The organism is Coprococcus sp. RTP21281st1_F1_RTP21281_210402 (genome assembly GCF_040915325.1).
GTDB lineage: Bacteria > Bacillota > Clostridia > Lachnospirales > Lachnospiraceae > Coprococcus > Coprococcus aceti.
This window is the reverse complement of record NZ_JBCPDQ010000004.1, coordinates 104,234-119,924: the sequence shown is the minus strand read 5'-3', so window position 1 is coordinate 119,924 and position 15,691 is coordinate 104,234. Positions and strand designations below refer to the sequence as shown.

At 46.1% G+C, this 15,691-nt stretch carries 10 protein-coding genes and 1 pseudogene; 1 reads left to right on the top strand and 10 read right to left on the bottom strand.

The window, feature by feature from the left end; translation table 11 throughout:
- Positions 1 to 12 precede the first annotated feature (12 nt).
- The 5 genes from AB5150_RS06635 to AB5150_RS06615 form a co-directional block, all read right to left on the bottom strand.
- On the bottom strand, positions 13 to 1,026 hold the full coding sequence (locus tag AB5150_RS06635) for an alpha/beta fold hydrolase (protein ID WP_055223047.1): 1,014 nt from the start codon (positions 1,024 to 1,026) through the stop codon (positions 13 to 15).
- 17 nt (positions 1,027 to 1,043) lie between these two features.
- Entirely contained in the window at positions 1,044 to 2,528 is a 1,485-nt protein-coding gene (locus AB5150_RS06630; protein ID WP_022217265.1) for a hypothetical protein, read from the bottom strand.
- Between the two features lie 102 nt (positions 2,529 to 2,630).
- Positions 2,631 to 3,212, bottom strand: a complete 582-nt coding sequence (locus AB5150_RS06625; protein WP_243869271.1) for a TetR/AcrR family transcriptional regulator — start codon at positions 3,210 to 3,212, stop codon at positions 2,631 to 2,633.
- Between the two features lie 386 nt (positions 3,213 to 3,598).
- On the bottom strand, positions 3,599 to 5,725 hold the full coding sequence (locus tag AB5150_RS06620) for a UvrD-helicase domain-containing protein (RefSeq protein ID WP_161172081.1): 2,127 nt from the start codon (positions 5,723 to 5,725) through the stop codon (positions 3,599 to 3,601).
- Positions 5,726 to 5,740: 15 nt separating this feature from the next.
- Positions 5,741 to 8,032 (bottom strand): S8 family serine peptidase, encoded by a 2,292-nt coding sequence (locus AB5150_RS06615; protein WP_349818788.1) that lies wholly within the window; start codon positions 8,030 to 8,032, stop codon positions 5,741 to 5,743.
- A 170-nt stretch (positions 8,033 to 8,202) separates the two neighbouring features.
- On the opposite strand from AB5150_RS06615, the gene AB5150_RS06610 reads away from it, so the two are divergent.
- Complete coding sequence (locus tag AB5150_RS06610; protein ID WP_349818789.1) at positions 8,203 to 9,057, top strand: hypothetical protein; 855 nt, start codon at positions 8,203 to 8,205, stop codon at positions 9,055 to 9,057.
- Between the two features lie 211 nt (positions 9,058 to 9,268).
- Here the strand turns inward: AB5150_RS06610 and AB5150_RS06605 are convergent, their stop codons facing one another.
- From AB5150_RS06605 to AB5150_RS06585, 5 genes and pseudogenes are all read right to left on the bottom strand, one after another.
- Complete coding sequence (locus AB5150_RS06605) at positions 9,269 to 11,626, bottom strand: ABC transporter permease (RefSeq protein WP_349818790.1); 2,358 nt, start codon at positions 11,624 to 11,626, stop codon at positions 9,269 to 9,271.
- A 43-nt stretch (positions 11,627 to 11,669) separates the two neighbouring features.
- A complete protein-coding gene (locus AB5150_RS06600; protein ID WP_238051902.1) occupies positions 11,670 to 12,380 on the bottom strand; it encodes an ABC transporter ATP-binding protein in 711 nt (236 codons plus the stop codon).
- A 282-nt stretch (positions 12,381 to 12,662) separates the two neighbouring features.
- Positions 12,663 to 13,226, bottom strand: a complete 564-nt coding sequence (locus tag AB5150_RS06595) for a histidine phosphatase family protein (protein ID WP_334290611.1) — start codon at positions 13,224 to 13,226, stop codon at positions 12,663 to 12,665.
- A gap of 201 nt (positions 13,227 to 13,427) precedes the next feature.
- Positions 13,428 to 14,111, bottom strand: a pseudogene (locus tag AB5150_RS06590) (patatin-like phospholipase family protein); the annotation flags it as partial.
- 651 nt (positions 14,112 to 14,762) lie between these two features.
- A complete protein-coding gene (locus tag AB5150_RS06585; protein ID WP_161172086.1) occupies positions 14,763 to 15,641 on the bottom strand; it encodes a DMT family transporter in 879 nt (292 codons plus the stop codon).
- Positions 15,642 to 15,691 lie beyond the last annotated feature (50 nt).

Sequence of the window (15,691 nt, the reverse complement as noted above, 5' to 3'; positions counted from 1 at the left end):
CTCCTTAAAGGCCTAACCTTTTATATCTGCAAGCCTTGTCTCAAGCCACTTGTCAATATCGTCAAATACCTTATCCCTGCACAGCTCATTCAGTATCTCGTGTCTGCAGTCCTCATACAGATAGCATGCCACATTGTGCGAAACTCTCTTGTGGTATAACTCGTAGAGCTTCAGAACATCCCTGCCGTAATGTCCAACAGGATCCCTGTCACCGGACACAAACAGAACCGGCACATTCTTCGGTATTTTCGCTATGTTCCTGTCCTCCTGTATATAGTGGAGTGTATTGAACAGCGTCTCGTAGCCCTTCAGGGTAAATGAGAACTGGCACAGCGGATCATCCACATATGCATCCACGCGCTTCGGGTCACGGCTCACCCAGTCTTTATTCGTCCTCTTTCTCACCTCACCGTCCACGATAGTGGTCTTCGGGATACCCCTGTTGTATGTTCCAAATGCCAACACTTCCATGAGGGTACTTCTGTATCTCTCGCCGTGCTGACTCTTCTCAAGCTCCAACACAAGTCTTCCGATCTGCAGCATATACTCAGGCATGCTTCCTGTTCCCATGCAGATAAAGCCGTCCACACTTGAGCCCTCCGTGTAAGGTGACGGATATTTTGGATCCCAGCCGTAGTCACTCATGTATCGTCTCGCCATAAATGAACCCATGGAGTGTCCCATCAGGAAGAACGGTACTCCTTTGTATGCCTTCTTCAGACTTCTAGTGACTCTATGAAGATCCGCGACTATTGCCTTGCTCGCATCGTAGGCATTCATATATCCAAGTTCATCCATATTTGCCGCCGTGAGTCCATGTCCCAGATGATCATTTCCTGCAACTACGAAGCCTTTCGCAGCAAGATATCTCGCAAATTCATCATATCTGTCTATCAGCTCTATCATTCCATGGGATATCTGAAGTATCGCTCTTATCTCCCCCTGTGGCTCCCACACGATAACGTGCAGCTTGTCCTTGCCATTTGATGATGGTATAAATGTCTCTTTCTTCTTTACCTTATACATAATGTAACCCTCCATTCTCAGTTCTTCATATCCATCGCCAGTTTTACGACCTCATACGCTCCGTCGTATATTCCATCCAGTTTGTTCCGCTTTATGTTCTCACACATATCTGTGAGTATGCTGTCATCCTGCATGAACAGCTTCATCATCTGTAGAGTGTGCGGTATATCACGGCACTCCAGTGTTCCATCTCCGATCTCCGCCGAGTGTATCGCCCCCCACTGCTCATGCCCGCCAACTCTCTTGATGAACAGCTTTGGAACTGGATAAAAGGCCAGCTCAGACGGCTTCGTTATGAGTACATCACAGCTTCTCATGAGAAGGTTGGTGCAGTACACAGCCTCATATATATTCTCATGGCAAAATGCGTGTATTCCGTACACCTCTTCCTTAAGAGCCTTATCCGCAAATGCTGTGGTGTCGCTCCAGTCATCGAAATGTGTAGTGACAAGGCTCTCCATGGCGGGTATCTCTCTCACCAGCTCTTCCCACACGTTCATGTAGTCGCCCACATTTACATACAGGACCATGTTGCCCTTCTTCACACTGGCAAGCGCCGTCCTGATGATAGCTGCAAATATATCCTTCTGTGCTCCGGCACCTCCTATGGTGAGAAGAAAACGCATCGGTGCCTTTTTCTTTCTTCTCTCTATTCTCCTGTCGCAGTCCTCCTCTATGGCTGCCACCAGCTCATGGTCTATATAGTGTCCAACGTATCTGATTGAATCACCGGGCATAGGCTTAAGCACCTCGTCGCCCTGCATTCCGTTCAGGGTCCTGTATCCGAGGTATGCCGATCTGGTCTGAACCGTGTGAAGGCTTCCCTCCGCAAGGTGGAGCGCCATAGGCCAGTTGTCAGGGATTGCATTCACCACATGTTTCATCCCTGCATGAACCGCCGCCTGGGCAGGCCACACATGTGTCGCCACAAGCGGGATATCCTTCGGAACATTCCCGAATACGGGTGTCATGAGCTCCGCATTCATCTGATCCGAGGCATTGTATGACAACTTCCTGAAGCCCTCATAATTCATAGGCTCCCACACCACCTTGTTGAAAGCCTTACTCTTTCCAGAGATCCTGGATCCCAGGGAATAGAGCTTATTCTGCGCCTCTATGACCTTTCCTCCAGTGGTCTCACTGTAGGAATTGAGATCCATCCAGTACGGCTTGTATCCCAGATGATTGGCCGCTGATGCTATCGCCATGGATATCCTGTAGTGTCCGAATCCCATCCTGATATTGCCAACTATGATTCCTTTGTCCCTGTCAAACGCCTCACGTTCACCGGCATCCGCATAATCACTGACTCCGCCGTCGATCACAATATTGGAGACACCGAGAGTATCTCCAATATACGGATTCTTCACAACTGCAAGAGGATAATCCACGTCACTGTCATCACCGAATCTTTTTACAAATCTCTCTTTGGAGTTCTCCGCCTTTTTGACGACCTGACCGCTCATCCTGTTGCCAAATACAACCTCAGATCTCTTACCCATAACACAACCTCCTGTCTTTTATATATACCGCCCATCTCGCCCCGGTGAATGAAACCGGCCGCGGGCATCAATTCCATATAATCACTTCATTCATAGCGGTTCCTACTCCTTACAGGATATGCCATCCATAAGTACATCAAGTGTATACTGCACCGCCTCGTCAAATGTAAGTCCCGCGTCTATCAGGACTGTAGTCTCCATGTATTTCTCAAGCGTGGCCTCGAACATCGTCTTGATGACCGGAATCGGAATATTCCTTATAACACCCTCGGCAATTCCGCGCTTCAGAAGCTCTATGGTATTATCCCACTGCTGCTCCATCATTACTCTCACCCGGGCAAATATCCGTGGATATGAATTCTCCAACTGGTATATCTGCCTCCAGTCCAGCTCGCTGTAGCTGTCCGGCATGGCTATGAGTATCGCCTTTATCTTCTCCACAGTGGTCAGGTGGTCGTCATCCATGACCGCCTGCTCACTTCTCTTGATCTGCTCGTATATATATGTCGCCGTGTCAAAGAACAATGATTCCTTGTCCCTGACGACCTGATATATGGTTTTCTTGCTCACTCCAAGTCGCCTTGCCATATCGTCCATGGTGAATTTGAACCCTTTCTCCCGGAACTCCTCTATGGTCGCCTCATATATCCTCAATTTAAGCTGCTGCTGTGCTTCTCCGTCCATAACTCCCTCCTGTCCATCCGTACCTGTCAGCTTCCTGTACATGCTTCCCGCTCAGGAAACTCAGAAACTATTTTTAGTTTTCTCGTTTCCTTAATGATAACATTTCTTTGTAGATATTGCAACAATAAAAATACGTTATCTCGTTTTATGTATAATTTTTGCACAATCAACACAAATCTCAATTATTAGCTGGCGAATAATTTACAGAGTTCTGACACTCACAATTACATTTCTGCTCAGGCGTACCATCTGCCATATAGCAACAATAAAAAATACGGCATCTCCCAAAGCGGAAATGCCGTATAGTACATCATATATGTTCAGTTGGAATCGCGATTTTCCCGAAAAATATTTCTAGATATAATATTTCTGTCTTTGTATCACTCCTATGGCTGCTCCACATCAAGCACATACAGCTCATGGAGTGCTCTCGTACAGGCTATATAGTGCGCATGTCTTGTGACCATGCTTCCGTCGTAGGTTCCGTCCGTCATGACGTACACTGCATCGAACTCCATTCCCTTTGCAAGGAACTTTGGAAGTACGACCACACCGCCCGCATAGACAACCGACTGATTGGTGATGAGCGTCACCTCGGTGTACTCGGAAAGCTGTTTGTACACTTCGTAGGCGTCTGCCTCGTCATTTGTCAGGATTGCTATGTTGTCGTAGGCGTCCATGTCTCCGTAGCTCAGCTTGTCATTTATGAACTCCACAGCTTCATCCAGTGACTCACACTGTATCTCCTCAGGCACCCTGCCGTGTCTCTCCACAGTGTTGCCGCCTACGCCCTCTCCGCCAAGTATACCGTTGCAGAACTCGGTGATCTCCGCCGTGGATCTGTACGACGCGAACAGCTCCTTGAGCTCATAGCCGCCCTGTCCGTTCCTCTTTGCAAATATCTTCGTCAGAACATCCACAACAGTCTCCTCAGGATCATAGAAGAGTACCTGATACCTGTCGCCGAGGATAGTCTTCTTGCAGCCAAACACCCTGTCTATCACCGCATACTGGAATATATTGTAATCCTGCATCTCATCTATGACGAGGTGCTTGATATTGTTGTAGGAATGACATCCGTAGAAATACACCTGCAGGTAAAGTATAGGAAGGATATCCTCATAGCATATCTTTCCATATTCATTTCTGTACTCCGATATACCCGGATATTTCTTCTCCATCTCCGCCAGGAATCCAACATACAACTCAACCAGATTCCTCTCTGCAAATAAATTTACCATCTGCTTCTGTATCTGCCTTGCCAGATTACGCTTCTTCTCGTCCGGGAACTCCTTTGGTGAATTATCCTCCACCCTGTCTACTATGAAGTATGCTATGTTCTCGAATCTCTCATACACAGGTTTTCTTGCAAATCTTCCATTGAACATGGCAGCTATATCCTCGCCTGTATACTCCACCTTCTGATAGTGGAAATTTCTGAACTTTATACCTGACACATACCTGTCCAGATACTCATTGAAACTGTCGTAGAAAGAGATGGACGACTTGACCTTGATATTTCTCATCCTCTGGTTGTCCTGATCGCCGCTGTCTATAATGAACTCCGACTGATCCAGCTTGCTCTCATATTCCTCCTCTATGAAAAGAAGCTCCTCAAGCAGACTGTCAAATTCCTTCTCAGGCACACTGTTCTCCTCGAGCTCCGGGAGAACCTCTGATATATAATCGCCAAATATACTGTTTGGAGACAGTATCATGACATTGTCACTCTCAAGTGTCTTGTAATTGTACAACAGCCACGCCAGTCTGTGCATGGCTATGACCGTCTTGCCGCTTCCGGCGCGGCCGTCCACTATAAGGTTATACGCCGTGCGGTTTCTTATGATCGCATCCTGCTCCTTCTGTATGGTAGCCACCACATTTTTCATCTTCACACCACTGTTGCCGCCAAGGGCCTCCAGCAATATGGCGTCGTTGATGTTGGAGTCAGTATCCACCGCGTCTTTAAGTCTGCCATTTGACACCAGAAACTGTTTCTTCTCCACTATGTCTCCAGAAAACTCGTCATCTTCCATGTCATCCACATGGACATTGTAGGATGCCGGTCCCTTTTCATAAGCATAATACATAGAGGATACAGGTGCTCTCCAGTCGTACACAAGCTGCTGCCCATTCATATCTGACTGATAACCGCTCATACCCACATATACCGTGAGATACTCTTCGTCATCTTTATATTTGAATACAAATTTGCCAAAGTACGGCACCTTCTTCTGGTGCTCATACACCTCCAGGCGCTTCGCAGCTCTTCTGAGGAACGCCTCATCATTGTTCACCGACTGCATGTTCTGCAGGAACTCCTCGTCGTCCATGTCTCCATGGCTGTCACGCATGTACTTCTTCTGTTCCTTTATATTGTCCTTTCCAAGCTCCATGGAACCCTCAGTTATACTGATGCTGTAGTCGAGCTCCATCTCCACATTGTCAAAATAATCCTCTTCATCCTCCATCGTGGAGATCTTGTATCCTTCCAAATCCTTATTTTCTGCCATCTTATCTGCCTTTCACTATTTTACCTTTATGCGCTGTACACTGCTCCAACCGCCATGAATGGTCTTGCCGCCAACTCTTCTGTAGGTTCTCATCCTCACATAATAATATTTTCCTGAGAACAGAGAGCTTATCCTGCGTCTGAGTTTTGTGGACTTATTTATCGTTGCCACCTTATATCTGTCAAATTTCGACGATGTACTGTACTGAATCTGATACCCGCTGACATACCTGACCTTGTTCCATGTTACATCCATCGTCTTTCTGGAATTTGATCTGACCGTTTTCGCCTTGCATCCCGGCATCCTGTACAACCTGACCCCCGCAGTATCATACGAGCTTGCAGAAGTACCCTTGAACGCCTTGACCGTGTATGTATAGTTTCTGTAATTAGTCATATTCTTATCGACAAATGTGAGCGTTCCCGCTGACAGCACCTTGTACTGCTTCCATCCGTTCTGCCCCGGTGCCTTGCGGTATATTTTGTATCCACTCGCGCCCTTTACTTTGTTCCAGGATACCTTCACGCCGGAATATGCATTCTTCACGTTGTACTTCGGCTGGGTAAGTCTGACCAGTGCCTTTGTAGCCGCCGGCTGTCCCTCGGCCGTGCCGTTCACGCCCCTCACCGCATATCTGTATCTGATTCCAGCCGCCGCAGTCTTGTCAGTGTATGTTCTGACTCCTGAACCTTTTATCTCAGCTATACATTTGTATGCGCTTGTCGCAGTTTTCCTGTATATCTTATACCCACTTGCATTATCCGCCGAAGTCCACGACAGTCTCAGTCCATCCTTCGCATTTCCAAGACTTTCCACCGCACAGGTTCCGACCTTTGTCTCCGGATGTTTTCCGCCAAATGTATTAGCAAAATAATCCGCCATGTATGGACAACCGTAACCGTAGTATTTATCCTTTCCCGCTGTTCCCAGATCCACGGAATATGAGATAAGTCTATTCTTCAACTGGTCACTGTCAAGCTCTGGCTCCGCCAGCTTCACGTAGGCCGCCGCCGCTGATATATGCGGAGCCGCCATGGATGTTCCTGAAGTGGAAAACCCATGATTTGTTCCGGTCTTCCACGCCGATGTTATTTTCGTTCCGGGAGCGGAAAAATCTACGGCATTTCCATAGTAAGAATAGCTATCGTCAAATTTCACCGCATCCGTCGATATCATGTCTGCTGTCTCCTCCGTTCCAGCCTTCTGCATAAGCCCCGACACTGTTATCACATCACTGCTGTCCGCAGGATATGACACACCTTCCACGTCGCTGATCTCCCAGTTGTTCACAGTGCTATTCGTATTGCCTGCTGCCACACACATGATGACGCCATCTTCTTTTGCACTTTTTAACAATTCGTCAAGCTTCGACCTGGTGTTGTCACTTGCATTTTTACCATAGAAGCAGAAGCTCATATTGATCACGTCCGCACCGCTGTCAAGCGCAGCCATGATTCCCTGCTGTACCGTTGACACTGTTGTTGCTCCCCGGCTTGTGAAACATTTGATGATCGTGAGCCGGACATTGTCCGGTGTCGCATCCGCTATTATACCCGCCACATGACTTCCATGTCCCATGTTGTCTCCGTAGTCGCTCCGGTCTTCGCCCTCGCAGCAGTTCATACTTCCTTCCTCATTTATCCTGCCTTCAAACAGAGTATCCGAGGAATTAACTCCGGTATCTATGACCGCCACATTTACCTTAGCATCCAGCTTGTACTCTGACACCTCCGCCTTGAGCCTGTCCATTCCCATGTACCTTGTGCCCCAGCTTACAGCCTTATATGTCTCCGATGCGGCAAGCATGGCATCAACGTTCCGCTGTGCAGCATACGAATTTGAATCCAAATCTGAATCCGCTAGCACATCTTCTGAATATATGACCTGATCAAGCATACATTTGTCAGGCTCGTACTCTTCCTGAAGCTTTTCGTATGCCTGTTTCGTCGCTTCCTCGGTATCGTAGCCAAGCACATAGTAATCGTATTTGTCATAACAGATGACTGTTGTCGCGCCATAGGTCTCCGGCACTTCATCTGTATACAATATGATCCTGCGAAGACTGTATATGTCGGCTGACTCACTGCTGTACATTGCCGTGGCGTCGACATCCGCTCCCCTATCCATCACATCGGCCGAGTTTACCACATCAGCTTCGTCCATGGAATCTCTAAGCTCTGACACACTGGTTACGTATTCTACATTTTCATAATCCTGCGCGTACACCTTGGTATATGTGCCAGGCGCTGCCAGCCCACCTGCCAGCACCACACAGGCAATCAGGTACGACCACCTTTTCCTTCTCACCTATATTCCTCCTGTATATAAAAACAGCTCTTTAAACCACATAGTTATCTTTTAGTATAACATAAATGTGCCGCAGATGGTGAGTAATATCTGTAACCCAAAGCCTCCACAGCACATATTTTATATCAGAGGTATATAAACCTCTGACAACACAATACGGAGGTAAAGTAATGGCAACATTCACTAATCAGGCAACTCTGTCCTACAACGGAGGATCCACCAATTCCAATATCATAACTGGAGAAATAATTGAAGTCCTCACAGTCTCCAAGACGGCTGTGGTGGACACCTACCGAACACCGGATAAGATCACGTATGTGATAAGTCTCATCAATTCCGGAACTACCACACTCACAGGTCTGTCTCTCACAGATAATCTGGGAGCATATGCAGTGGGAAATACAACAGTATATCCTCTCACATATATTCCGGATTCCATCAGATACTACACCAATGGAACTCTGGTAGCCGCTCCGGCTGTCGGTGCTGCAGCTCCGCTGACACTCACTGGAATCTCCGTTCCAGCGGGTGGAAATGCTACTATTATATATGAGACAACAACAAATGAATTTACACCTAGAGGCAATGAGGATTCCGTGACCAACACTGTTACAGTAACCGGCGCAGGACTTACCAACGCAGTCACTGCAACTGAGTCGGTTTCCCCTGTTGTAGCTCCCGATCTCGCCATCACAAAGTCTGTGAGTCCTAGCATAGTTGCAGAGAATGGTCAGATCACTTACACCTTCCTTATAGAGAACTACGGCAACACCGAGGCATCCGCAAGTGACAACGTCATCATCACAGATACCTTCAATCCGATTCTCACCGGAATCACTGTGGCATACAATGGAAATGCATGGACAGCGCCAGCCAGCTACACCTACAATGAAGCAACAGGCGAGTTCGCAACAGTTGCCGGACAGATCACTGTTCCAGCGGCAACATTCACACAGAATACAGCCACAGGAGTCATCACCACAACACCGGGAACAGCAACCGTGACTGTCACAGGAACCATCTAGCTGGCATGAGCCTGTCCGGGTCGACAACCTGACAGCTTTGGGAACATTTCCCACAAAATAGCAAAAAAAGAAAATTTTGTGCTCAAACTCCCGGATTCCCACTGAAAAGATACACAACTTCTAATCCATGTATCCTTTTCAGGGATTCGGGGGATTTACAGCACAAAATTTTCTCTTTTTTCAATATAATACCTGAACACAGCTTGACACATCACTCCACATTCTTGAGCGCCTCGTCCATAGGAATCTTCTTTATCCTCTTCATCTGCAACAGTGAGATCACCAGATAGCAGGTAAAGCTGAGCGCGAACATGAGTGGGAATATCCATGGTGCCATGTATATCGGCATCCAGCCGCTTAGCATATCTATCAGCATTGCCCTGTATATCACCTTGATCGACAGGTAACTGAGCAGTATATCGAGCAGTGTCACCACCGCAACCATGACAGTTGTGGATGACAGATACAGCTTACTGATCTCCTTTGTGTCATATCCCAGTATCTTAACCATGGATATGGACACCGTGTTCTTCTCCACTATTAGTTTTGTGAGCAGATATACGAGAAGCATGAACATAACAAGTGAAAATACAACCACTATGTAGAACATACCTCCCATGGACTTGGTGAGCTGTCTGGACACCTTTATCATATCATCCTTTGTGATCTCTGACACTACATGATCCTCTATATCGGTCAGCTTGTCATTCGAGAAATAGCCGGTGAAGTAATCCTCGTCCTTGTCAAATATTTCTCTGAAATCACCCTCTGTCACGAACACCGCAAGGGCTGCCGGATACACCACAGAACCCGTCACCTTGAGCTCATATGTGTCATCAGTATAGCTCTCCTTGAGCTCAAGTTTGTCGCCATCAACTATCTCATATTTGTCTGCGTAGCTGTCAGATACCAGCACATCTCCGTCGTCCAGCTTAACCGGGAAATATTTACTGTCCGAGTGTATTCCATACACCATGATCTCATCATCTATATCTCCGGTCGTCCTTAGCGTCTTCATACAGTAGGTTTCCGCATTATTATTTGCCGTCTCCACCTGTGAATCCAGAACATACTGGTGGTCAGCTACCATATTATCCAATATGTCATTCTGATAGTGCTTCAGCATAGGATTCAACATAAGTCCGAACATCAGAAGAACCTGTGCGAAGTAAATTCCAAGAAGCATGACCACATATCCTGGAATGTTCTGAAGTATGACACGGGTCTTGAACCTTGTCATGAACTTCCAGTGAGGCAGCTTCACCGCCTTCTTTCTCTTTGATCTGCTGAGATCATGCCTCAGGAACCTCAGTGGTGAGAGCTTCAGTTTGCTGTTTACCACTAACAGGTTCACAACGATCATGATTATAAGAGGTATGACTGTGGTAAGCACAAATGCATCGGCATTCCAATACGTCACATACTTAGTGAGGGAATAGCTTCCATAGTAAAGCTGCGCACCCATATCCTTAAACACCGAATAGCCCAGCACGTTTCCCACCACTGATGCCACAAATGTAACTATGACAGGAAGTGATATGTAGTGAATAAGCAGCTCGCCCTTCGTATATCCTGAAGCCCTCAATGTTCCAATAACCGACGCTTCCTTTGTCAGAGTGTTGCTGATGGTTACCGCAAATATAAATGCAAGTATAACTATGACGATGTATTCAAACCATTTCATCATATTTGTATCACTGCCAATATCATTCCCTGCAAAGTTGATCGCCTGGTTCTGATACCTTGGAATGTAGTTCTCCACCATAATGCCGTTCATGACCGCCTGTGTATACACAATCTCAAGAAGGTCATCCGCCAGCTTTTTCTCATCGTTCTCCTCATCCGGCATTCCATCATCGTACATCCATGAATACGACCAGGTCTTATTTTTCTCTGGAAGATCATCAAATTCCTCATTTGACACAACCGCAATTCCGAATATCGTGGCATCAAACATGGTATCATTGTTGTTCTGGAACATGGTACTGTAGTCGGAGAGTGCCACAAATCCGCACACGCTGTATACCTTGTCACCCGCTTTTATATCATCACCGATCTCTATATCGTTGTTCACCGCATACATTCTGTCAATGGCGATCTCATCAGTTCCTACAGGAAATTCACCATCCATCAGGCACATTTTATTTACATCGTGTCTTGGTGCGAATATCCTCAGTGTCCTTCCCCCATCATCTGCAGCATCATTTACAGAATTCACCGTATCATCTTTTGTCTCTGCATTGCCTTCCACATTACCACTATTGCCATCAGAGTCTGATCCGATTTTACTCATAGGCAGTTCATAATACGACATATCATAGAGCTTCACGCCCTCATCCTCTATATTGCCCTTCATATTGTCTGACGCCTCATCCGACAGATCAAAATGTCCATCCTCCACGTTGTATTTGTCAAATGTATTGTCGTAGGTTTTCTTCATGCTCTCACCTGCAACCATGAAGCCCGACACCATTCCCGTCGTGATGACCATGAACAGGAATATGACTATATATTTTCCAAGCTCTTCCTTCAGTTCCTTTGGAATTCTTCTCCACAATGGATTTCTCATAACAGATCCCCTTTCCTATTGAACATCTACCCTGTCTGCCCAATTACCAGTCAAGCTCTACAGCGGATATCTTGTTCTCATTTACAATGTTGCGTCTTATCATGCCGTCCCTGAGCTTCACAGTCCGGTCCGCCATATTCTTGATGGCATCATTGTGGGTGACCATGATTATTGTGTTGCCATACTTCTGGTTCACATCCTCTATGAGCTTAAGTATCTCCTTGGAAGTGTTGTAGTCAAGGGCACCTGTCGGCTCATCACAGAGAAGTATATCAGGATTCTTCACGATTGCCCTTCCAATCGAGGTCCTCTGCTGCTGTCCACCCGACAGCTGATTTGGGAGCTTATGTCTGTGCTCATAAAGCCCCAGAGTCTTTAACAGATCATCAACATCAAAAGGATTATCACTAAGGTATGCTCCAACCTCCACATTCTCCTTTACATTGAGATTAGGTATGAGATTATACATCTGGAATACATAACCGAGATGCTTTCTCCTGTATCTGGTCAGTGTCTTCTCATCCATATCCCCTGTCTTCTCTCCATCTATGGAGATATAACCGGAATCCGGGCTGTCGATCCCACCTATGATATTGAGCAGAGTTGACTTGCCAGACCCCGATGGGCCAAGCAGCACACAGAACTCTCCCTTTGCGACCTCAAAATCAATTCCTCTAAGTACCTCAGTTCGGTTATCCCCTGAACCGAAGCTTTTCTTTATCCCACTTATCTTCAAAAAACTGTTGTCTCCCATGATTCTCTCCTTTTCCACATTTTATATTCTCCATAAACGCATCGCATAGCTCTCATGCCGTACGTTAATATTTAAACATATGATTATATGTTCATATATTTATTAACACATATGTAGGCTCTGTGTCAACTATATTAGTGATAAATAATATCAAGTATTCTTTTATACACATTTACAGGAGCATTTGGGGATATCCCAGAAAAAAAGAGAAAACCACATTCACATCATATTGATCTGCCTGCTGTTTTCTCTTTTTTACATCTGATTCCACACATGTGGCGATCAGAATCTATATTCTCTTATCTCACAGTTCTTTATGCCAAATGCTGCGAATTCCTCATTTGTCATATCATTGAAATACGACTGTACTATTCTTGATATTCCATTGTGGGCAACCAGAAGATATGTCTTACCGGAATCTTCCGACTCAGCCTTAAGCTCATCTAACAAATTGTACACCCTCTGACACAGATGAACCATGGTCTCTCCACCCTCATAGTGATCCAGAAAATGCGTCTTCGCCTTGGCGAATATAGCGCCGTTTCTGGCTGTTCCCTCGTATTTGCCAAAACACTGCTCACGGAGTCTCTCCTCGGCTCTCATAGGAATTCCTGTTATCTCGGATATATGTCTTGCCGTCTCCGAAGCCCTGACCAGAGGCGAATACAGGATCTCATCTATGTGATAATCTCCATTCTTTATCATCTCACCAAGCTGCTCCGCCTGCTGATGTCCAAGCTCTGTGAGTTCAATATCCGTGGCTCCACATATCTTGTTTTCCACATTCCACACGGTCTGCCCATGGCGGGTGAAGAACAGTCTTGGGCCAAACTTCTCAACAAGCACCGCCTTTGCATCGTCATATCCCTGTGTTATCCTCTTCTCAACACCTTCAGGCGAAAAGTCAAGCATGCCATCTATGGCACCACCAAGAGGAATAGACGGATATATATGTATCATCTCTGCATCATCGTATCTATTGGTCTTCCTCTCATCGAGATGCACCACGACAAATTTTCTGTAGCCCTCATCATAGAGAGGCTGTATTGGCACATTATCTCCCCCAAGGAAGAAGCCTCCATCATAATACTTTGTCTTGTCTATCGTCTCCATAGGGAATATGACCGGTATGGCTGAAGAAGCAAGAAGTATACGTTCTATCTCCTCCGGTTCCATGCCTGACAGCTGGAATCTCTCAGGAGTAGGCTTGCCCTCCACATTGAGACATGTAGCATAACAGCTCATGTCACTGTTCGACACACCATCAAGTACTGGTGAATTCTCCAGTATGTCCATAAGTCCTTCTCTGGAGAAGAAGCCATCCTTTATCCTCATGCCTTTTGCCACAGCATCCAGTCCTATGCACTCTATTGCACTCTGTATGACTGGATTGTCTATGGTCGTAAGCTTCTCCTTGATGGACTCAAACCATTTGTTCCTGTTGTCCTCGTCTATATCCTTGTTGGACAGTATCCTGTCGTTGGTTATGTCGTACCACATCTGTGTAGCCTTATCCAGATCGCCGCAAGCGTACAATGCCGCATTCAGTGCGCCTACCGAGCTTCCTGACACCGCCTTTATATCGATCACATCTCTGTACTCCTCAAGAGCCTTCCACACTCCGATCTCATAGGAGCCACGGCCACCACCGCCACCGAGCACCAGACCGTATCCTTCCTTAACCGGCACATCCGGCTGCCCGTCCTGACCGCCCAGTTCCGTGTAATGCATCTGCTTCTTCTGCGATATAGTCTCCTCTATCGCCTTATGAAGCTCCCCGGCCTTTTCCTTTATCTCCTCTGTTCTCTCCTGAAGCTCCTGTATAACCTTTTCTTTATCCATATATTAATCCCCCTTACTATTCCATAATAAAGCTGCTCTATCCAATATTGTCATCTGATATATCCACCAATTATGATCATATGTGTGTTTCATTTTAACATGTCAGCAACTATACCCACAACCTTATACTCACTATATTCAGAAGCTTTACCATTTATAGAACATTTATTTACGCTTTATATATTATTTCTTTTATGAACATATTTCTTTAACATCCGATACACAGAATGTACACAGTACCGTCTTATTATATATACAGATTGATGAGGACAGCAGATGTGCGACATGCCCAGGCAGCACCAGCGTATCTGCCGTCACTCAAACTAACAACAATCCAATTTATATAGATGGGAGGCCGGATACCTCACAAGTCCGGTCACAACACCTAAAACCTTCCTTTATAACTTTTATAAAAAAGACGGATATCAGACAATGAAACTTTTACCCATTTTCCATTTCTGACATCCGTCTTTTTGTATATATCAATTATTCTACAAGTATTTGTACAAGGCACTGCCACTCTCAGCCCTGCCGATCATGCTAAGTGCGGTCCTGTCTCATGGTGTACCACCATTTGAAAACTGCACTTCCTATGATTATCACATATCCTATAATGCTCAGCATGTCAGGGATCTGATCCAGGAATACAAATCCCAATATAGCCGCAAATATGACCTGACTGTAGTCAAATACCGATATCTCCCTAGCTGGAGCCTTCTGGTATGCTGCGGTTATACTGAACTGTCCACCAGCCGCCGCAAGTCCGGCACAGAGCAGGCACACAATCTGCTGCCATGTCATAGGTGCGTGGTCCAATATGATAAATGGAAGCGTCACCAGACATGAGAATACAGAGAAACACATGACTATGACCGGTCCGCGCTCCCCCTGTTTTCCAAGCTTTCTCACATAGGTGTAGGCTATTCCTGCCCCAAGGCCGCCTGCCACACCAACCATGGCATACAGAAAATCCATATGAAACGAAGGCTTCACAACGAACAATGCACCAGCGAAAGCCAGCACAACAGATGCCCACTCTACCCGGTTTGCCCGTTCCTTCAACACAAAGTATGATGCGATGATAGCAAAGAACGGAGAAAGCTTGTTGAGGATATTGGCATCAGCAATATTCAACTTGTCAATTGCGTAGAAATTACATATCAGCCCCGTCGTTCCACATATACTTCTCGCCGCGATTCCCGGCCAGCTGCTCTTCTTTATCTTGAATTTCTCCTCAGTCCTCATGAGCATGGCAATGGCCACAGCAGCGGCCACTGCATTTCTAAAGAATGCCTTCTGCATAGTTGGCAGATCTCCAGACAGTCTCACGAAGAAGGTCATCAGTGAGAAAAAGAACCCTGCCATGATTATGAACAGGATTCCCTTATATTTATCTTTTATTACCAGTATTTTTGCCATTTGATCAACTCCCGATAATGATAAAATGCCATCAGGTCCCGCAGCACTTT

Excerpts from the sequence above, each read along its gene's own strand:
- AB5150_RS06635 (WP_055223047.1), bottom strand. The coding sequence starts at position 1,026 with ATGTATAAGGTAAAGAAGAAAGAGACATTTATACCATCATCAAATGGC.
- AB5150_RS06630 (WP_022217265.1), bottom strand. The coding sequence starts at position 2,528 with ATGGGTAAGAGATCTGAGGTTGTATTTGGCAACAGGATGAGCGGTCAG.
- AB5150_RS06625 (WP_243869271.1), bottom strand. The coding sequence starts at position 3,212 with ATGGACGGAGAAGCACAGCAGCAGCTTAAATTGAGGATATATGAGGCG.
- AB5150_RS06620 (WP_161172081.1), bottom strand. The coding sequence starts at position 5,725 with ATGGCAGAAAATAAGGATTTGGAAGGATACAAGATCTCCACGATGGAG.
- AB5150_RS06610 (WP_349818789.1), top strand. The coding sequence starts at position 8,203 with ATGGCAACATTCACTAATCAGGCAACTCTGTCCTACAACGGAGGATCC.
- AB5150_RS06605 (WP_349818790.1), bottom strand. The coding sequence starts at position 11,626 with ATGAGAAATCCATTGTGGAGAAGAATTCCAAAGGAACTGAAGGAAGAG.
- AB5150_RS06600 (WP_238051902.1), bottom strand. The coding sequence starts at position 12,380 with ATGGGAGACAACAGTTTTTTGAAGATAAGTGGGATAAAGAAAAGCTTC.
- AB5150_RS06585 (WP_161172086.1), bottom strand. The coding sequence starts at position 15,641 with ATGGCAAAAATACTGGTAATAAAAGATAAATATAAGGGAATCCTGTTC.